Annotated in this window: 17 protein-coding genes; 9 read left to right on the top strand and 8 right to left on the bottom strand. The window is 45.0% G+C overall.

Annotated elements, in window-relative coordinates:
• The first annotated feature begins 7 nt into the window (after positions 1-7).
• Positions 8-421, top strand: a complete 414-nt coding sequence (locus J8N69_RS03925) for a hypothetical protein (RefSeq protein ID WP_168822477.1) — start codon at positions 8-10, stop codon at positions 419-421.
• A gap of 20 nt (positions 422-441) precedes the next feature.
• Here J8N69_RS03925 and J8N69_RS03920 read toward each other — a convergent pair whose 3' ends face one another.
• Together J8N69_RS03920 and J8N69_RS03915 are read right to left on the bottom strand one after the other, a co-directional pair.
• Positions 442-1,305, bottom strand: coding sequence for a hypothetical protein (locus J8N69_RS03920; RefSeq protein WP_168822479.1), 864 nt, complete (start codon positions 1,303-1,305; stop codon positions 442-444).
• Between the two features lie 19 nt (positions 1,306-1,324).
• On the bottom strand, positions 1,325-1,864 hold the full coding sequence (locus J8N69_RS03915; protein WP_168822481.1) for a YceI family protein: 540 nt from the start codon (positions 1,862-1,864) through the stop codon (positions 1,325-1,327).
• A gap of 166 nt (positions 1,865-2,030) precedes the next feature.
• Here J8N69_RS03915 and J8N69_RS03910 point away from each other — a divergent pair, with 166 nt between their 5' ends.
• Positions 2,031-2,924 carry a LysR family transcriptional regulator gene (locus J8N69_RS03910; protein WP_168822483.1) on the top strand — a complete coding sequence of 298 codons (894 nt, stop codon included), beginning with the start codon at positions 2,031-2,033 and terminating at the stop codon, positions 2,922-2,924.
• Positions 2,925-2,990: 66 nt separating this feature from the next.
• Here the strand turns inward: J8N69_RS03910 and J8N69_RS03905 are convergent, their stop codons facing one another.
• The 3 genes from J8N69_RS03905 to J8N69_RS03895 form a co-directional block, all read right to left on the bottom strand.
• Complete coding sequence (locus J8N69_RS03905; RefSeq protein WP_168822485.1) at positions 2,991-4,907, bottom strand: beta-ketoacyl synthase; 1,917 nt, start codon at positions 4,905-4,907, stop codon at positions 2,991-2,993.
• Positions 4,908-5,011: 104 nt separating this feature from the next.
• Positions 5,012-5,857, bottom strand: coding sequence for a glucosaminidase domain-containing protein (locus J8N69_RS03900; protein ID WP_168822487.1), 846 nt, complete (start codon positions 5,855-5,857; stop codon positions 5,012-5,014).
• 192 nt (positions 5,858-6,049) lie between these two features.
• Entirely contained in the window at positions 6,050-7,021 is a 972-nt protein-coding gene (locus J8N69_RS03895) for a glutathione S-transferase family protein (protein ID WP_168822489.1), read from the bottom strand.
• A 110-nt stretch (positions 7,022-7,131) separates the two neighbouring features.
• Here J8N69_RS03895 and J8N69_RS03890 point away from each other — a divergent pair, with 110 nt between their 5' ends.
• The 3 genes from J8N69_RS03890 (at position 7,132) to J8N69_RS03880 (ending at position 10,061) form a co-directional block, all read left to right on the top strand.
• Positions 7,132-8,286, top strand: coding sequence for a GGDEF domain-containing protein (locus tag J8N69_RS03890; RefSeq protein WP_168822491.1), 1,155 nt, complete (start codon positions 7,132-7,134; stop codon positions 8,284-8,286).
• A 485-nt stretch (positions 8,287-8,771) separates the two neighbouring features.
• The gene (locus J8N69_RS03885) at positions 8,772-9,422 is read left to right on the top strand and encodes a TetR/AcrR family transcriptional regulator (RefSeq protein ID WP_168822492.1); all 651 of its coding nucleotides are present in this window, start codon (positions 8,772-8,774) and stop codon (positions 9,420-9,422) included.
• Positions 9,423-9,440: 18 nt separating this feature from the next.
• Entirely contained in the window at positions 9,441-10,061 is a 621-nt protein-coding gene (locus J8N69_RS03880) for a LysE family translocator (RefSeq protein WP_168822494.1), read from the top strand.
• 78 nt (positions 10,062-10,139) lie between these two features.
• Here the strand turns inward: J8N69_RS03880 and upp are convergent, their stop codons facing one another.
• Entirely contained in the window at positions 10,140-10,796 is a 657-nt protein-coding gene (upp, locus tag J8N69_RS03875) for a uracil phosphoribosyltransferase (protein ID WP_168822496.1), read from the bottom strand.
• A 281-nt stretch (positions 10,797-11,077) separates the two neighbouring features.
• Here upp and lon point away from each other — a divergent pair, with 281 nt between their 5' ends.
• Positions 11,078-13,516, top strand: coding sequence for an endopeptidase La (gene lon, locus J8N69_RS03870; protein WP_168822498.1), 2,439 nt, complete (start codon positions 11,078-11,080; stop codon positions 13,514-13,516).
• A gap of 131 nt (positions 13,517-13,647) precedes the next feature.
• Positions 13,648-15,027 carry an MATE family efflux transporter gene (locus J8N69_RS03865; protein WP_168822500.1) on the top strand — a complete coding sequence of 460 codons (1,380 nt, stop codon included), beginning with the start codon at positions 13,648-13,650 and terminating at the stop codon, positions 15,025-15,027.
• Positions 15,028-15,038: 11 nt separating this feature from the next.
• Here J8N69_RS03865 and J8N69_RS03860 read toward each other — a convergent pair whose 3' ends face one another.
• Positions 15,039-15,803 carry a TlyA family RNA methyltransferase gene (locus J8N69_RS03860; RefSeq protein WP_168822502.1) on the bottom strand — a complete coding sequence of 255 codons (765 nt, stop codon included), beginning with the start codon at positions 15,801-15,803 and terminating at the stop codon, positions 15,039-15,041.
• A 121-nt stretch (positions 15,804-15,924) separates the two neighbouring features.
• On the opposite strand from J8N69_RS03860, the gene J8N69_RS03855 reads away from it, so the two are divergent.
• Positions 15,925-16,764 carry a sulfurtransferase gene (locus tag J8N69_RS03855; RefSeq protein WP_168822504.1) on the top strand — a complete coding sequence of 280 codons (840 nt, stop codon included), beginning with the start codon at positions 15,925-15,927 and terminating at the stop codon, positions 16,762-16,764.
• A gap of 54 nt (positions 16,765-16,818) precedes the next feature.
• Here J8N69_RS03855 and J8N69_RS03850 read toward each other — a convergent pair whose 3' ends face one another.
• Positions 16,819-17,136, bottom strand: coding sequence for a hypothetical protein (locus tag J8N69_RS03850; protein WP_168822506.1), 318 nt, complete (start codon positions 17,134-17,136; stop codon positions 16,819-16,821).
• Between the two features lie 168 nt (positions 17,137-17,304).
• Here J8N69_RS03850 and J8N69_RS03845 point away from each other — a divergent pair, with 168 nt between their 5' ends.
• Entirely contained in the window at positions 17,305-18,474 is a 1,170-nt protein-coding gene (locus tag J8N69_RS03845) for a nucleotide sugar dehydrogenase (protein WP_168822508.1), read from the top strand.
• Positions 18,475-18,584: the final 110 nt, after the last annotated feature.

The following is an 18,584-nucleotide window of genomic DNA, read 5'->3' as shown; positions in this document are numbered from 1 at the left end:
GAGTGAAGTGTACAAAATAAATCATAAGGCCGTTATGTTGGTTTTTCTTTTCCAAATTGTGCTGGGTGTGATTTGGTATGCTGCCACTCCGACTTTGTTTTTGGAGGGCTCTGTGCTTGAAGGGGTCCGTAAGCTTTCTATTGTCCCTGTTCTATTGCTTGCGCTTGCGGTGTACGTGTATTTGCTTTTTACGGCTTGGTTATTAGTGAAAGTGAAAGGTATGTCCGGTTTTGGGTATATTTTATTGGTACTGGCGATGTGGTTGTGTGTCGTTTTACCGAATTATATTTTTGCGGGTTTGCATTTGTCTCTAAGTGGAAGCGATATGTTGTACCTAGTGTCATATGGTGCACTGAATAGCGTCATAGCGGCGATTATTCTACCACTATGGCGCTCTTCTCGTTCTATCTTCAAGAGTTAGTACGATCGTTTCAGTCGAGGTTAGTAAAGGCTACCTTCTGGCCAAATCAACCACAAACCCAATCCACAAACCACGACACTGATGAGTAGTTGACTCATCAGTACGTGGCTTGTTTTACGGTTTAGCTGAATCGCGATAGGGGTCACAAAAGCGCTAACGACCAGCATCAAGATAACGCTTAAAGGTAGGTCGGCGAGTACGTGGCTTTGCGAAATCAATCCGCCTAACAGTAATAACGCTGGTATCTTGCTGTTACGGCTTGGCGTTGCTTTGAGAATAAAACCGATCATAATATAGCCAAACAAGGCGGCTGCAAAGGCGCCCAATAATTGCCCGATTAGTAAACTCCCTCCAATCGAAACAACAGGCGCGGCGCTGCCTGCTACTATCATAAGCCCAATAGGCAAGAGGTACGCAGATAGATCTGACGTCTGGCCAGTTTGGCGCGTTGCTAGGCTTGTCTCTTTGTGGCTAATGCCACAATAAAGTAGGCTTATCAATGCGCAAGCTGCCGCCCAACTTAGGCTGATGATCAGACCTGAGTGTTTTAGTACAGGGTTTAGCAGTAGATAAAACGAGACACCAAACAACAGAAAGGCAAGGCTATTGCGAGCCATCGATCCCTTTACATTGGTTAGGCTGAGTACTGAGACGATACCGATTAAAACGCTTGCGCTGTAGTAATCAATGGCCTGATGTGGTGGAAAACTCAATCCTGAATGGATCAGTTTGAGCCCCACCATAAAGCCGCCAAGATAACCAATATAAGACCATGCACGTAACCATTTGCCAGCGATGAAGCTGACTATTAGTGCGGCGAGGAAGGGGTAAACTGCCGTATGTAATAGCATCAAGAGATTGGTGTTGCTGGCTTCTTCGTACATGCAGGTCTTCCTTAGTGAATTATTGGCGGATGCCTTCTACGTAGACATTAATGGCGGTTTTATCCGTCACGCCTGGGATGAAGTAAGTTACGCCAAAGTCACTGCGATTGATTTCAGTGCTGGCTTCAAAACCTGCACGGTATCCGCCCCATGGGTCTTTGCCTTCGCCGATTTTGTCGACATCGAAACTCACTGTTTTAGTGATGCCGTGTAGGGTGAGATCGCCCGTTAACGTTTCGCCATCAAAGGCTGTGCTTTTGAATGTCAACGTCGGAAATTGTTTTACATTTAAAAAGTCTGGGCTACGAAGGTGTTTATCGCGAGCTTCGTGGTTGGTGTCAATGCTGTCCGTTTTGATCACGAAGTTTGCTTGACCGGATTTTTCATCGTCAGAATAAGAGAAATCACCTTCGAATTCATTAAAACGACCTGGTGTTGTGCTGACGCCAAGGTGCCCCACTTCAAACGTCACTGCAGAGTGAGCTGGGTCGATTTTATAATCGGCTGCCATGGCGATGCTTGACGCTAGGGCGAGTGTGCTGATAACCGTATATTTCATGATGATTTTCCTTTGTTGAATGTAAAAGCCTGAGTGTAAAGCGCTGAGCTTTAACGTGTGCTTAGTGTAGATTGTTTTTATTAATAAATAATCCATCTAAAAAACAATTCAATGTTAACTAAAAAGAAATGATAATACGGAAACTTTTAATTTTCTGGGTGAACGAATGGATAAACTTTTAGCAATGAAGGTGTTTTGCCGAGTGTATGAGGCCGAGAGCTTTAAGTTGGCCAGTGACTCGTTAAATATTTCTCGACCCATGGTAACGCGTTATATCAACTCGATTGAAGAAGAGCTGGGAACGAAGCTGCTGCAGCGAAACACGCGAAACATTAGCGTGACCCATGCGGGGCGAAAGTATTATCAACATTGCGTGGCAATATTAGAGGCGGTGGACGAAGCAGAGAGTGAAATTGGCGAGTTAACACAAAAGCCCAAAGGACTGCTAAAGGTCAGTGTGCCAATGGATTTTGGCTTATCTCATCTTGTTCCTCTATTAGAAAAGTTTAGCCGTTTGTATCCTCAAATTGAATTGGACATTGATTTTAGCGACAAACGCGTCGATATGATGGAGTCTGGGGTTGATATTGCGATTCGTGGCGGGGATTTGGGCGGCGATCAATTTGTAGCGAGACGTTTGTGTAAGCTAATTGGCTTCGTTTGCGCTTCGCCTGACTATGTTTTGGCGCATGGGATGCCGACACACTTAGACGAGTTGAAAGATCATTCATGCCTGCTATACGGCAACGCCCAAGCGCCGGATCGCTGGTCATTAACGGATGAAGAGGGGGCGCTTCGTACCGTGAGGGTCTCGGGTGTATTGAGAACAAATAATGGCAGCGCCTTAACACGATTTGCATTGGCGGGGTTAGGCATCATCTATCAGCCTGATTTTTTGGTCGCAAAACACATTGAATCTGGCAAGTTGGTGAATATATTGCCACATTACAAAGGTTATGAATTTTCCTTTTACGCTATTTATCCACAACGTAAATTGATGTCGATAAAAACACGATTGTTATTGGCGTTTTTGCAAGATGAACTTGGCTCGATGACGTAGGAAGGTATTTGCTTGAAGGCTAGCCAACACAGCGACAGTGAGTCTTCTGTGTTGGCTAAGTTAGGCTTATTTCAGGTCGCTAAAGTCATTGTCCAAGTTTAATGTAACAGGCATTTCGTAACCCGGTAAATGGATGGCCTGATCGGTGATCGCCAATTCTTCGCCGCCTAGCACGTTAAAGCCAAACTTATAAATAGGTAAGGTTTCGCCGCGAATTGTGGCTTGGTTGTATTCTTCTGCAGTGGCTATTACTTCGGTGTTTTTGGCTTGGTATACGTCAAGCGCTTCAGCGTCATAGCGTTTTTTCAGCATTTTCATGGTTTGAGCTGGGGATAATAGCACCGCTGTTGCATTGTTGCCGCCGAAGCCTTTCGAGTTTAGTAATGCCGCATCAAAATAGTCTTTTCCGTAAACTTCATGTTTAAGCTGAAATTTTAAACCGTCTTGATAAACATCGTCCGCAATGGCGTGCGATGTGGTGATGCCAGGTAAAATGCCGTCTTTCCATACGCCCAATGATAAATGCAGCTGATCGCCACCGGCGGTGCCTTGAGAGTGTCCAAGAAACGCCTTCATCGCAACAACCGGCATGGCGGTTGCTCCAAAGCTGGTGGCGGCTTTACTCAGCACGTGAGATTCAGTGATTCTATTTTGTGGTGTACTGGTGCCATGGGCTTGAATAAAAGTACGTTGTGTTAAGCCGTCATTACCGATGATATTTTGCAGGTAAGCCATGGCTTTGCTCATGGTTAAATAATTGCCAATACCGGGTGCTGAAATGGATTTCTTATGGCCATCAGCGTGCGAAAACACCGCGGGGATGGCGCCAAATATTTGTGCTCCCAGTTCGATGGCAAGCTCATCGTCCATGAGCAGGGTCCACTGACTGGATTCACCAATAGTAAAGCCACAGTTTTGCGCAAATGGTCGACAGCTGCGGGTGTGGTCTGGTTCCTCTTGATTGGTGATTTGGTCAAGTGCTAGCAGAGCGGTGTCTTCTGCTAGGGCGCCCATGGTGCGGAATCCTTCGATAATTTCAGGCGTGATGGGCGCATCGCTACCGCCTACCATGGCGACTCGAAACTTCCCGCTTTTGATGCCGTCGATGGCTTTTTCCAAATTGAAAAAATACGTTGCGCAGGCGCCAATCGCGGTACCTACATTGCCCACACTGCCTAAAATATAGGCATTGACAAAGTCGGCGGGCATTTGAGCATAGCCAAGTGGTAGGTGTTTTGAGGTGGTGCGTTTGCCCATTAGGGCGGACTTCAGCATGCCGCCAAAACCTAGGTCATCCATTTGACCAATCGAGTTAGCGGCATAAACCGCCATTTTATCGGGAGCGACTTTGCTGCGAATGAGCTCCCAATCAATACCACTGCTTTTGATCGCATCAGACGCGCCATACACGGTCATTTGCAGGCCGCGAGGATGGTTTCGGCTTTGATAGAGCTTGGAAGGGTCGAACCCTGTTGGCAATTGTCCGGCCGCTTTAACAGAAAGTGGGCGGGTGTCTTTAATAAAGGTTTCTAAGTTGCCATCTACTACGACTTCGCTTAGTCCATTGTCAAGCTCGGTTACCTGCCAATTGGTTGGGCGTTCATTAGGTAAAGAGCGTGATTTAACGGTAAAGCTGAGTTTTTCGTCTTGGTGTGCTGCTTGCAGTGTCGTGGACTTGTGCAGCACAACATGGTCTACATCAAATAAGCTTGGGTGTATGCGTCGTATCAGTGTTCGAGCAAGAAGGGATTCTCCTATGCTGTCCACTAATGCGGTGGCGTCTAGTGCTTCTCCGCCGTCTGTGTACCAAAGGCCGTTTTTGTGCTCAGCCATATTGGTAATGGTGGCAAGATCAAGTAACACATCCTGCTGGATTGAGCTTGGCAAGAGATCAAAGACAATGCGACGGTATGCTTGATGTGAAGAAGTACGACCAGCCGAATTGATTCCGCCAAAGCCAACAATAACAGGTAAACGGGCCAATTGAATTTCCTCGTTTTATGAGTGGGTAAAAGATTAGGGTATTGTAATGAAGGGGATGGCGCTTAGCCACCCCGTCGAAAGTAATTTCGTAACAATCTTAGCGATTACTCTGGCTCTTTAGCGGCTTGGGGTTGGTTATAGCGCCAAAGCTTATTGTAATTAATTAAACCTTCAATTTCTTCTACGTAGGCTTGACCGCGTTCAGAGTAGCGTTGCAAGCCATGCACGAGAGCAAGACCGGTGATTTCTTCGTTACTTTGGCGCAATTCTAAGCGCGCCGCTCGTAGCTCTTTGTAGGCGGCATTGGTGTTTATATTGTCGATGTAAGCAAAGACGGATTCACGAGCATCATGAAATTTGCGTACTTCGTGATCGGCATCGCTGTCTCTAGATTCTGGGACTAAGCCGCAGCCTTTACGAAAACACCATTGACCAAAAAAGTTGTTTCCTTCCGTGGCAAAGCGAGATGTGCCCCAAGCGGATTCGTTGGCGGATTGAGCCAATACTAATGAGACCGGAATAATGTCCAAGCGATTCAGTAGCGCTTTTATGTCTTGTTCTTCATAGCTTTCTAGTACTTGAAGCTTGTTGTCTTTGCGAAGTGTTGAGAGCCATTTTTTGTCTTTCGAAGACAGCTTTAAGCCCTTATCGAGAAACTTATTCAAGCGGGCTCTATCTTTCAATATGAGGTCATTTTTTTCGTTTACGAAAGGCGTCAGGTAGTTAAAAAACGCATTCTTGCGCGCTTGGATGTCTGTAATAGCGGCAAAATCGGGGGTCTTTGTTTTAATCGGATGAGATTTAAAGTAATTTTTTTCATCTGAAGTGGCGCCTTCCGACTCTTGATATGACGAACTGGTGTCATCTTGTCCGTTTTGAAATGGCCCCACTTTCATCCACAGAATGAATATTAGTGCGAAAGAAATAATCCAAAGTATTTTCTTTTCCATAAATAACCACAAGTCTCAAGTAGGTATGTTTCAAACAGACAGTAGGATGTTGTCTATTTAGCAGCGTAAATTTATTGATAGCGTAAATTGATCGTAAAGTAAGTCCATTATCCTTAAAAAGAACTTACTTTAACAGACTTTCGCTTCGCCTTTTTGAATTTACCTTAATTCTGCTTTTGCGCAGCCTTTGGTTTATCTAAACAAGGTTGAAGGGCCGATAGGAACCACTTGTGTGGGATTAATGGTTTTGTGGCTGTAATAATAATGCCGTTTTATGTGTTGCAGGTTAATTGTCTCGTCAATGTGTGGCACATCATGCAGACGCTTTAAGTAAGCGTTGAGGTTTGGGTAATCAAGAATACGCTTTAAATTGCATTTAAAGTGCCCAAAATACACGGCATCGAAGCGAATTAATGTCGTGAATAGACGCCAATCCGCTTCTGTTTGCTCTTCGCCCAATAAATAGGGGTTAGTTTCGAGTCGGTGTTCAATAAAATCTAGCGTATCAAACAGCGGTGTTAATGCCTCTTCGTACGCACTTTGGGTGGTCGCAAAACCACATTTATAGACACCATTGTTGACGGTGTTGTAGATGCGGTCATTGATCTGATCGATGTCTTTGGCTTTTTCGGCTGGGTAAAAATCAAGGTGGTTGCCTGTTATTTCATTGAAGGCACGATTAAAAATACGAATAATATCCGCCGATTCGTTTGAGACAATGGTGTTGCGTTGCTTATCCCACAAAATAGGCACGGTGACTCTTCCGCTATAGTCGCTTTTGGCTTGGGTATAGAGCTGATGAGCAAAGTCGAAATGATGTAATGGGTCGTCAATACTGAACTGCGGATCGGTAAAGTCGCTATCGTGTTTAAACTCCCAGCCATTTTCCAACATGTCGGGGTGAACGCAACTGACGCTGATGATGTCTTCCAGTTGTTTCAGCTTACTAAAAATAAGTGTTCGATGCGCCCAAGGGCAAGCCAGAGAAACATAAAGGTGATAACGCCCCGCTTCAGCGGGAAAGTGCTGTGGGTTGTTTTCGTCGAATTGGCTTTCAGGATAGACCCAGTTTCTAAATTCGGACTGGCTACGCACAAATTTACCTTGATTGGCTTTGGTGTCATACCATTGGTCGAGCCACTTTCCGTCTACAAGTAATCCCATTGTTTTTTCCTTTTATCGAGAGTTCACATTATTATTGATGAAAATGAATCGGTTTCGGGGCAATATATTGGTCGTATTTAATCGAATGATTCGATGGGTTTAATTTTTCTATGTCCGAACGTTTAAGTTCATTGCTCGTACCTTGCTTCATTTTACTGGTTAGCGTTTATGCTAGTTTGTATGTCGGCTTGCTACCACCTCTGTGGTTTAATTTATTGCCTTTGCTGCCGCTTATCTTGGCTTGTATGGCGATTTTTCTGGCTTGGCATTTCAATAAAGGCCGCGTGTTAATCGTTGTTTTATTGCTATTAATTCCTAAACTCTACGGGGATTCGGAACCTGCTTCTTTGACCGCCTATTTGGTGGTTTCTTGCTTTTGTATCGCTTTATTGACCTTTGTGCCTGAGCGCGGTTTTTTTAATCGTTTTGCGCTGAATCGCATGCTTTTTGTATTGATGCTGGTGAGCTGGTGCTATGCGATTGAGCGAAACTGGGTGTCTTTTGATTTCTTAGAGCACACTTTTTTGCACACTAATATGAGCTGGTCTACGGTTTTGCTTTGGTGTGTGTTGGTTGTCAGCATGGCATCAACGGGTCTTGCTTGGTGGTTCAGTAGTGAGGCTTTTCGTGCCAGTGGGCTAATTGGCATCGTGAGTTTGTTGATCATCAGTTATTTCATGTCTTCAGACGCGCAGTTTGATGTTTTGCTGTCGGCGCAGCTTTTATTATGGATTTGGTTTTTGTTGATGGAAAGTCATCGCATGGCGTATTTAGACGATATGACTAAATTGCCCGGGCGGCGAGCCTTAAATGAGCAGCTGGTTGGTTTGCCTAAACAGTATGCGATTGCCATGGTTGATGTGGATCATTTTAAAAAATTTAATGACACCTACGGGCATGATATGGGAGACAAGGTACTAAAAAGCGTGGCCGCTGTGCTGAAGCAGTTTGCCAGTCCTGGACGTGCGTTTCGCTATGGTGGCGAAGAGTTTACGATTGTCTTTCGAAGCCGCTACCTTGGGGATGTTGAAGAGATTCTAGAGTCGGTTCGTGCTGGTATTGAGGCAAGGTTAGTTGAGGTGTTGGACCCTAAAAAGAAACAAGACATTGAAATCAACGTCACGGCTAGCCTTGGGGTGGCTTTTGCGGCACAGGGAGAATCCCCAGACTCAGTGTTAAAAAGAGCAGATGACGCATTGTATCAATCGAAAAAGAAAGGCAGAAACCGAGTTTCTAAATCCCCGCTCCCTAAAAAAGCCCAGTAACCTAAAATAACTGATCAATCGGTCAATTATTTTAGGTTAGCCTATTGCACTGAAAAATCACCTGTTTATAATTAAGTCACTTATTTTGTGAGCGGCTGAATGGCTTTGGGTTTTTAAACTTAGGTTCAGTTGTTCAGGGTTGCATTAACGCAACTTGGGATGGTGTTTATCTCTATTCAAGAACATTGAGAAACGCAAGTTGATTGCGACTCGATTACAGTGCCAACGTGGTGTAGCAGTTAGCCCAGTGACGAATGCCTATAGTCACGAAGGTCTCTGCTACGAGGGGAAATGGGGAGCTTCGGCTCCCTTTTTTTTGCTTTTTTAAGTCGGAAGCTTGCTGTTGGGCGCTTGATAGAGGCGGTGATTTTTCTTATTACTTCGTGTCGATTCTAAAGAATGTTATCCTCCGCGGGTATTGTCAGGATGATAAAACAATACCAATATCCCCCCTTTAGTATGTATTTGACCAGTGAGGCGAACCCTTGAGTGAAGAGAAACGGCCAAAAGATCAGCTGAAAGCGCATATTCGCGCTCAAAACCAAACTCTTATTTTAGAAACCTCAGAGCGTGTTTTTGCCCGCCAAGGGTTGGCGAAAACCACCACGCAAATGATCGCCGATGAAGCGGGTCTGCCTAAGGCCAATGTGCATTATTATTATCGATCTAAAAAGGATTTGCTGGAAGCGGTTTTAGAGCGCATCCTGCGTCTTTGGCTGGATTCTGTTAGTGAATTTGACGTTGAAGGTGGGCCTAAAGAGAACCTTACTCGGTATATTAGCGAGAAAATAGACCAGTCACGGGCCAATAAAAATGCGTCCAAAGTGTTTGCCATGGCATTAATGGGTGAAGAGCATTTTGTTTTGGATTATCTTCGAAACTTGTTTGTGACCGAATTAGAAAGAGAAAAAGCCACCATTCAAGTGTGGGTGGATAAAGGGCTTATGGCGCCGGTGTCAACGGAGCATCTTTTTATCAGCCTTTGGGCGATGACGCAGACGTATGCGGACTTTGATGCGCAGGTGAAAATCATACTGCAAAAAGAGACGTTAGAAGACAACGACTATGATGATGCAAAGCAGTTTATCACTCGCATGGTGCTGGCTGGTTGTGGTGTGGTTGACGATTCGTTGTAAATTGCTGGAGGGTTAGCAATGACATTAGAAAGTGGAATGACGTTTTTTCTCGCTATTTTTATTTTTAGCATTACGCCAGGTCCTGGGGTGTTTGCTATTTTGGCAAGAAGCATGGCCAAAGGCGCACGCGCGAGCTTGTCTCTTAGTCTTGGCATGGTGCTAAGCGATATCGTGTATTTGGTCATGGCGTGTTATGGGTTAGCGGCCATTGCCTCTAGTTGGGAAAGTGCATTTTTGTTAATACGTTATGCTGGTGCCGCGTATTTGATTTATTTAGGCTGGAAAATGTGGACGTCACCGATTGTTACCTCTTCCTCAGAAGAAGACCAACGGCAAGCAAGCAATGAATTGGCGAGCTTTATTCAAGGCTTTATGATTTCGGCGTCTAATCCGAAAGTGATTCTGTTTTATGTGGCTTTTTTGCCGACGTTTATGGATTTAACTGTCTTAAGTGGCGTTGATATTGTCTTGGCGTCATTTCTTGCTTCTGTCGCCTTGTTGCTGGGCTTAACGATTATTGCAATGGGCGCCTCTCAGGCGAGACGTTTTATGAGGTCTGAGCGTTCGATGAAGTCATTGAATAGAACGGCGGGTGGCATCATGGCCAGTGCGGGGGCTTTCTTGGCGCTGAAAAATTAGCGCTTAACGATCCGTCTTAGCATAATAAAAGGCCTTTCTTTATTGACTAGAGAAAGGCCTTTTTGTTGGCATAATCGATTAACGCGTTCCGTAAATACGGTCGCCTGCGTCGCCAACACCTGGGCGAATGTAGGCATGTTCGTCAAGGCAGCGGTCGATTGCCCCTATGTACATGGCGACGTCTGGGTGTGCGGCTTTAAAGGCTTGAATGCCTTCTGGGGCGGCAAATAAACAGATAAAACGGATATCAGTCGCGCCCATTTGCTTCATTTTATCAATGGCCATGATGGCTGAGTTGCCCGTTGCCAGCATAGGATCAACCACAATGATGGTGCGCTCGTTGACGGAGTGAGGCATTTTTAAATAGTATTCAACCGGTTGTTTGGTGTCTGGATCTCGGTACAAACCAACGTGTCCGACGCGTGCAGAAGGCGATAATTTCAACACCCCTTCAGCCAATCCGTTGCCTGCTCTCATGATGGTGACGATGCACAGTTTTTTGCCTTTTAAGACCGGACACATGGCCTTTTCAAGAGGCGTTTCTACTTCCACATCGATGGTTTCTAAATCTCGTGTCGCTTCATACCCAATCAGAGTGCCGAGCTCTTCTACTAACATACGAAATTCACGTGTACTGGTATTTTTGTCGCGAAGACTGGTGAGTTTGTGTTTCACAAAAGGGTGTTTGATTACAAAAATATCGTTGTAAGCCTTAAGGAGCTCATCGCGGGTCATTGGCCTTTCCTTTTTTGATCACTTTGGAAGTGTGAGATTGATCGAGTTATGTGTAAGTCATGAGTCTTATAATAGCACTAAGTTGATATTGACCAAATAACTAATCCTGTCTATGTGGTTAGTTCTTATCGTTAGCTGTGAGCGAAGTAAGCAAGGATTTGGGAAAGTGAAGGGCGACGTTGTTTTAAAAAATATTGTCATTACATAGAAGGTAACTCAATAAAAAATAGCAAACGCCTATTTTTGAAGTTTGAACCTGCGGATTGATTGAGATATTTATTATGAATGATGACAAGCAATTTTCAGACGCACAAGAAGGAAATGATGTAATGGCAGAAGAGGAAAGTGTGGTAATCAGTGATCCAAGAGGTCTTGCGCTTCCGGATGATGTATTGCCTGAGACGCTGTTTATCTTGCCCATATCAAGCCGACCATTTTTTCCGGCGCAAGTGCAGCCAGTGATGGTAGATGCCGAACAGTGGGAAGATACGTTAGAGCGAATTGCTGAACATCCTCAAGCGGTGGTGGGTCTGGTTTATGCGGATAAAAAAGCCAAAAAAGCCCCTTCTGTTGACGAGTTTCGCACTATCGGTTGTGTTGCTAGAGTGCACCGAGCGGAAAAACAAAATGATAAGCTGACGTTTTTAGCGCAAGGTGTAAAACGCTTTGAAGTGATTGAATGGTTGAGTGAAGAAGCGCCTTACCTCGCTCGCGTGCGTTATATTAACGACGTGAAATCCAATGACGATGAGTCAAAGGCTTATTCTATTGCGATACTCGATGCGATTAAGCAGCTGATTCGTTTGAACCCTTTGTTTAGTGAAGATTTAAGACAGTATTTGGGACGATTTTCATTTAATGAGTCCGGTTTATTGGCTGATTTTGCTGCGTCTATTACCTCTGCAGAAGCAGATGATTTGTACGATGTTTTGGCCACCATTCCGATTCCGGCGCGTATGCATTTGGCGCTGACGTTGCTGAGAAAAGAGTTAGAAATAGCGCGTCTTCAAAACGAAATCAGTGCCGAAGTTAATGACAAAATTAGCAAGCACCAAAGAGACTTCTTTCTGAAAGAACAGCTAAAAGTGATTCAAAAAGAGTTGGGAATCTCGAAAGATGATCGCACCTCCGATGTGGAAACATTTCAAGCGCGCTTGGAAGGAAAAAAACCGCCCAAAGCCGTCAATGACAAAATTCAAGAAGAGCTTCATAAACTCAGCATTCTTGAAACGGGTTCTCCTGAATATGGCGTGACACGCAATTATTTGGACTGGGCAACGTCCTTGCCTTGGGGTGTGCATTCGAAAGACAATCTGGATATCAAATTGGCCCGAGAAATACTTGAATCTCATCATGCAGGTTTGGGTGATATCAAGGATCGCATTGTGGAGTTCTTGGCCCTAGGCGCACACCGTGGGGAAATGGGTGGCAGTATTTTATTGCTTGTTGGTCCGCCGGGCGTGGGGAAAACCTCCATTGGGAAATCGATTGCTGAGTCGTTGAATCGTAAGTTTTATCGTTTCAGCCTTGGTGGTATGCGTGATGAAGCCGAAATAAAAGGCCATCGACGCACTTATATTGGCGCCTTGCCGGGCAAATTTGTGCAAGCGCTGAAGGATGTGGAAGTCGAAAACCCTGTCATCATGCTAGATGAAATCGACAAAATTGGTTCGTCTTTCCAAGGCGATCCGGCGTCTTCGTTATTGGAAGCATTAGACCCTGAGCAAAATGTTGAGTTTCTTGATCACTATTTAGACATGCGCATCGATTTGTCTAAGGCTTTGTTTATTTGTACAGCCAACCAGCTGGATACGATCCCAGCGCCTTTGTTAGATAGAATGGATGTTATCCGCTTGTCTGGTTACATTGGCGATGAAAAACTGGCGATTGCCAAGCAGCATTTGTGGCCGAAGCTGCTAAAGAAAAACAAGTTACTTAAGAAACAGCTAAACATTACCGATGCGGCTTTGCGCCATATTATCGAGCATTATGCCCGTGAAGCGGGTGTTCGAGGCTTGGATAAGCTACTGCAAAAAGTGTTGCGAAAATGCGTGGTTGAGCTAATGACGGGCGAAAAAGAGCGCATCAGTATTGGTGTTAAAGACGTTGAACTGCTGCTGGGAATGCCCTATTTCAGGCCCGAGAAAACACTGCAAGGTGTTGGTGTGGTGACGGGGTTGGCGTGGACTTCCATGGGTGGCGCAACCTTGCCAATTGAAGCCAATAAAGTGCATGAGCTGACGCGTGGTTTAAAACTCACCGGTAAGCTTGGCGACGTAATGAAAGAGTCTGCTGAAATCGCTTACTCTTATGTGTTTTCCCATACTAAGAGTTATCAAAAAGCCCCTGAGTTTTTTGATAAGAGCCTGGTGCATTTGCATGTGCCTGAAGGCGCAACGCCAAAAGATGGCCCCAGTGCGGGTATTTCCATGGCGACGGCCTTGCTGTCATTGGCAAAAGGTGAGCCTGTGCGCCGCGGATTGGCGATGACGGGAGAGCTGACGCTGACGGGACAAGTATTGGCGGTGGGGGGGATTCGAGAAAAAATCATCGCCGCGAAGCGCAGTAAAATTGGCGAAGTGATTTTACCTGAACCCAATCGTCGTGATTTTGAAGAATTGCCTGACTCCGTCAAAGAGGGCATGACGGTGCATTTTGCTGAACGCTTTGCTGATGTGGAAAAAATCGTCTTCAATCGTGCAAATAATCACCTTCATTAGTCCGTCGATAAAGTGAGAGCAAAGTAAGCATTTTCTCTTATCGTCATACATGAGAAAATATCCAACCGGTCAGGTGTTTGCTTGACCGGTTTTTTTTCGCACAATGTATGCGTTATTTTTAGGGGAAACGAATGCCTAGTTCGGCAAAACTCACACAAGGTTCAACCTTTAAACATGTGGTTAGCATGTCTGCCACTGGCGCGTTAGGTTTGATGTGTATGTTTTTGGTTGACCTTGTCGACATGTTGTTTCTTTCTATGCTGGGTGAAAAAGAGGCCGTCGCAGCGGTTGGCTTTGCCAGTACTATTGTCTTTTTTACCATTTCCCTGAGTATTGCGGTGTCAATATCAGCCACTGCGCTGGTGTCAAAGGCGATTGGAGAAGGGCAGATTGAATTGGCTAAGCGTCGCGCTGTCAATGTGCTGGCGTTTGGTATTCTGTTTTCTTCCGCGGTTGTCTGGTTGTTGTGGTCAAATATTCCCCATATTTTATTGTATATTGGCGCCACGGGGCGAACATTAGACTTGGCCACTGAATATTTGCAGATTTTAGTTTTTGGCATGCCTGCGGTGATGATTGGCATGATAGGGTCTGGCATTATGCGCGCCTTAGGCGATGCGCGTCGTGCTATGTACGCCACTCTGGTGGGCGGTTTGGTTAACGCGGTGCTGGATCCTATTTTTATTTTTGCCTTTGGTTTAGGGGTGCAAGGGGCTGCGATTGCGTCTTTGATTGCACGCTTCTCCATGGTGGCGGTGTCGTATTATGGTGTGGTGCATATTCACAAAATGCTAGGCGAATTTGATCTGTTGGATTTTTTTAAGGACGTGAGATCTATTTCGGTGATTGCTGTGCCTGCAATGTTAACCAATATGTCTTCTCCATTGGCTAACGCCATCGTGATGGAACATACCTCGTCATTTGGTGATGATGCGGTGGCGGCGGTGGCCGTGATTGGGCGCATTATTCCCGTGGTTTTTGGCGGTGTTTTTGCCTTATCGGGTGCGGTTGGGCCGATATTAGGGCAAAACTATGGTGCCGGTCGCTTTGATCGCATGCGCAGCGCGATCAGTAGTGCGGTGATTTATGCTTTTGGCTATTGCTTGGTATTGTGTGTTGCCTTGTATCTGATGCAGGATTGGTTGGTGTCGACCTTTAATGCCACCCAAGGCAGTGCTGATATTATTCGCTTTTTTGCGACCTTCGTGTCTTTTAGCTTCTTCTTCCAAAGCCTGTTGTTTATCGCCATCGCGGTGTTTAACAACCTGGGTAAACCTTTGAACAGCACCTTGTTAAATTTTGGTCGTGCAACCTTGGGAACGTGGCCGTTAATTACGGTGTTTTCTGTTTTTATGGGGGCGGAGGGAATACTTTTTGGGCAAGCGGTTGGGTCGGTGATCTTTGGTTGTTTAGGGTTTTACATGGCCAGAAACTATATTACCGAGCTGGAAAAGAAAGAAGCCCGTGAGATCTTGCCAACTAATAACCACAATTACGATGAAATCATTTAAAGGCCCTAGTCTTAGACTTCTTCTTTAGTTGCCCAGAGTAAAAACTCCTGATTGCCATCACCGCCTTTGATTGGGCTTTCAATATAGCATTTCACTTCAAATCCTAGTCCTTTGATAAAGGCTTTTATGTCTTCTTCAAGTTGCTCAACGCGTTGTTTGTTTTTGACGATACCGCCTTTGCCAATAAACTCTTTACCCACTTCAAATTGGGGTTTGACTAGGGTAATTAGCTGACCGCTTTTGCTCAGTAAATTCGCTAGCTGTGGCAAAATTTTAGTCTGTGAAATAAAAGACACATCCATGACCACCAGATCAAAGCCATTTTCTGGAAAATGTTGCTTTAAATCATCAACACACAGATTACGCGCATTGATGCCCTCTAAACAGACGATATTTTGATGATCACGCAGGCGTGGGTCTAACTGGCCGTGGCCAACTTCTACTCCGACAACCTTCGCGGCGCCATGTTGGATTGCACAGTCACTAAAGCCGCCGGTAGATTGGCCGATATCTAATACATGAAAATTTTCGATGTTGAGCTTGGTATGGCGTAATGCGCCTTCGAGTTTTAGCGCGCCACGGGATACGTATCTATCGGCTGCGTTTGTGGCGATGTTTAACTCAGTATCGAGTGGTAGTTTTACGCTAGGTTTGGTGATGTTTATCCACTTCTCGTTTTGTTTGTATGAAACTCGTCCTTCGCTAATAAACACTTGTGCTTGGGATCGGGATTTAGCAAGGCCTTGCTCAGTGAGAAGGAGGTCGATACGTAACATAAAAAACTCGATGGTAAGATAATAATCGCGAATATTAGCAAAAAATGCCTAATCAAAGTAGATTTAAAGGAAACAGAATAGCTCTGTTTTATGACCACTGATGATTGCCTGAGGAAAGCCTGTGCTATTAAAAACATTAATCAATACCGATGAACTGGCCGCATTACTTGGACAGCCAAATGTGGTTGTTTTAGATTGTCGATTTTATTTGACCGACCACGCTAAAGGTCTGTCCGAATACAATCAGGGGCATATTCCTGGCGCTGTTTTTGTGGATGTCCACCACGAACTGGCGGCGCCCGAAACAGAGTTTAGCGGACGGCATCCTTTGCCTGACGAAAGGGTTTTCTCTAAACAGCTGCAAGCGTGGGGTATCGATCAGAATTCGCGCGTTGTGGTATACGATGATATGGGCGGTGCGGTTGCGGCCCGTGCTTGGTGGATGCTTAGCCAGCAGAATATAGAGGCTCGCGTGTTGAATGGTGGTTTTCCTGCATGGCGTAAGCAAGGTAAAGACATTTCACAGATGCCAGTGACGGCGACGGCGACAGTGAACCAAATCGAGGTGTCATTTCCTTGGGCGATCAGCGAGCAAGCGATCGTTGAAAATTTTGAAACCAATCAATTTCAGCTGGTGGATGCGCGAGCGGCGGATCGATTTAATGGGGAAAATGAAACCATGGATCCTGTTGCTGGGCATATTCCTGGCGCGATTAATCGTCCTTTTGCCGATAACCTAGACCCAGAGGGTTATTTCAAGCCTGCTGAGCAGTTGCATGTTGAATGGCAAGATTGGTTGTCGAATAGCGGTGATGGCTATGTGTATTATTGCGGCTCTGGCGTGACAGCTTGCCATAATGTTTTAGCGTTAAACCACGCTGGCATAGAAGCAAAGCAAGTGTATGTGGGGTCGTGGAGTCAATGGTCAAAGAGAATGCGCCGAGCGGCGACTTTGGCGTAAATCCTGAACAGTAAATAGCCCCCGTGGGGGCTAAGTAAAAAACGAAAAGGTGTATTATTTCGGCGTAACACCAGCCATGAAAATTTGTACTTGTTGGTGAGTCTCCCCCCAGATATGTGCTTTAACGGCAAGTAGCAAGTGTTCGGCTTCTTTTAGCGTGACAACGCCATCTATTAATTGGATGCCGATGCCTTCTTGAGTGAAGAAAAAGTGCCATGTGTGCTTGTCTATAATCACTTCACCTTCACCATTGTGGTAACTAACTTGCTGGAAAGGGTAGTCGTTGGGAATAAAGCAGGAGAGCTCTTGCCCTGCGGCACCATAGTTAAGGTCAGGAATGTAGCCTTGACGATCGACTAGTTCAAACTTCATGTGGAACTCCTTGTTTTTTATTAAAATTTACTTTGGTGTTCTCGATTTTCTGCCTTTCTCTGTACAATTACTGAAAAAAGCATGAATAGACGTTTTTAATTATGATACAAACTGTAAAATAGCGTCTTTTGATGACAAATTCTATCTTTAAAGCAAAGGGTAAGCCGAATGAAAATAGCAGTGGCAGGAACAGGGTACGTTGGCATTTCTAATGCTCTGTTATTGGCGAAGCATAATCAGGTTGTTGCTTTGGACATTGTCGCCGCGAAAGTGGACATGCTCAATAAGAAACAGTCTCCTATTGAAGATCGTGATATTGAGCGCTACCTAGTCGAAGAGGATCTTAATTTTGTCGCAACACTAGACAAAGAAGAAGCCTACCTTGGCGCAGACTACGTGATCATTGCAACGCCTACCGATTATGATCCAGAGACAAACTACTTCAACACGCGCCACGTTGAGTCCGTTATTGAAGATGTTATCCGTATTAACCCGAATGCGATCATGGTGGTGAAGTCGACGGTGCCAGTGGGTTTCACAAAATCAGCAAGTGACCGCTTTGCGACGCATAACCTTTTATTTTCGCCTGAGTTTTTGCGCGAAGGCAAAGCCTTGCATGACAATTTATACCCTTCTCGGATTGTTGTCGGTGAAGTCTCTGATCGAGCTCAAGTGTTTGCTGATCTTTTGGTTCAGGGCGCAGAAAAAGAAAACATTGATGTATTGCTCACAGGCTCAACCGAGGCCGAAGCGATTAAGCTATTTGCTAATACTTATTTGGCCATGCGAGTGGCGTTCTTTAATGAATTGGACAGCTACGCGGAATCTCACTCTCTAGACAGCCGTCAAATTATCCAAGGTGTTGGGCTTGATCCGCGTATTGGTCGTCATTATAACAATCCTTCATTTGGCTATGGCGGTTACTGCCTACCGAAAGACACGAAGCAACTTTTGGCTAACTATGACAAGGTGCCAAATAACTTAGTACGAGCCATTGTCGATGCGAATGCAACGCGCAAGGATTTTGTTGCTGAGTCTATATTAAAAAGTAACCCAAAAGTGGTCGGAATTTACCGCCTAGTAATGAAAGTCGGTTCTGATAATTTCAGGGCGTCTGCGATTCAGGGCGTAATGAAACGAATTAAAGCCAAAGGTGTCGACGTTGTTGTGTATGAACCTGCCCTTTTGGAGGACTGCTTTTTTAATTCAAAAGTGGTTAAGAGTTTAGAAGAATTTAAAGCTATGTCAGATGTGATTGTCGCAAATAGAATGACAGACGATATGCTGGATGTGAAAGATAAAGTTTATACACGTGATTTGTTTGGTGTGGATTCTTGATTTAATCTCTTCGGGTTTAATTCCCCGCAGCTTGCTGCGTAAATAGCTAAAATCCAGCTTTGTCATTCCCGCGAAGGCGGGAACCCAGTTAAGTGTCTAAATAAGGTTAT

Source organism: Marinomonas profundi (genome assembly GCF_020694005.1).
GTDB classification, from domain to species: Bacteria; Pseudomonadota; Gammaproteobacteria; order Pseudomonadales; family Marinomonadaceae; genus Marinomonas; species Marinomonas profundi.
Note: the sequence above shows the minus strand (reverse complement) of the source record. Positions and strands in the feature narration are given on the sequence as shown.

Bases quoted from the DNA above. Each gene is read 5' to 3' on its own strand.
- J8N69_RS03920 (WP_168822479.1), bottom strand. From the start codon at position 1,305: ATGTACGAAGAAGCCAGCAACACCAATCTCTTGATGCTATTACATACG.
- J8N69_RS03915 (WP_168822481.1), bottom strand. From the start codon at position 1,864: ATGAAATATACGGTTATCAGCACACTCGCCCTAGCGTCAAGCATCGCC.
- J8N69_RS03910 (WP_168822483.1), top strand. From the start codon at position 2,031: ATGGATAAACTTTTAGCAATGAAGGTGTTTTGCCGAGTGTATGAGGCC.
- J8N69_RS03900 (WP_168822487.1), bottom strand. From the start codon at position 5,857: ATGGAAAAGAAAATACTTTGGATTATTTCTTTCGCACTAATATTCATT.
- J8N69_RS03895 (WP_168822489.1), bottom strand. From the start codon at position 7,021: ATGGGATTACTTGTAGACGGAAAGTGGCTCGACCAATGGTATGACACC.
- J8N69_RS03890 (WP_168822491.1), top strand. From the start codon at position 7,132: ATGTCCGAACGTTTAAGTTCATTGCTCGTACCTTGCTTCATTTTACTG.
- J8N69_RS03880 (WP_168822494.1), top strand. From the start codon at position 9,441: ATGACATTAGAAAGTGGAATGACGTTTTTTCTCGCTATTTTTATTTTT.
- upp (WP_168822496.1), bottom strand. From the start codon at position 10,796: ATGACCCGCGATGAGCTCCTTAAGGCTTACAACGATATTTTTGTAATC.
- lon (WP_168822498.1), top strand. From the start codon at position 11,078: ATGAATGATGACAAGCAATTTTCAGACGCACAAGAAGGAAATGATGTA.
- J8N69_RS03865 (WP_168822500.1), top strand. From the start codon at position 13,648: ATGCCTAGTTCGGCAAAACTCACACAAGGTTCAACCTTTAAACATGTG.
- J8N69_RS03860 (WP_168822502.1), bottom strand. From the start codon at position 15,803: ATGTTACGTATCGACCTCCTTCTCACTGAGCAAGGCCTTGCTAAATCC.
- J8N69_RS03850 (WP_168822506.1), bottom strand. From the start codon at position 17,136: ATGAAGTTTGAACTAGTCGATCGTCAAGGCTACATTCCTGACCTTAAC.
- J8N69_RS03845 (WP_168822508.1), top strand. From the start codon at position 17,305: ATGAAAATAGCAGTGGCAGGAACAGGGTACGTTGGCATTTCTAATGCT.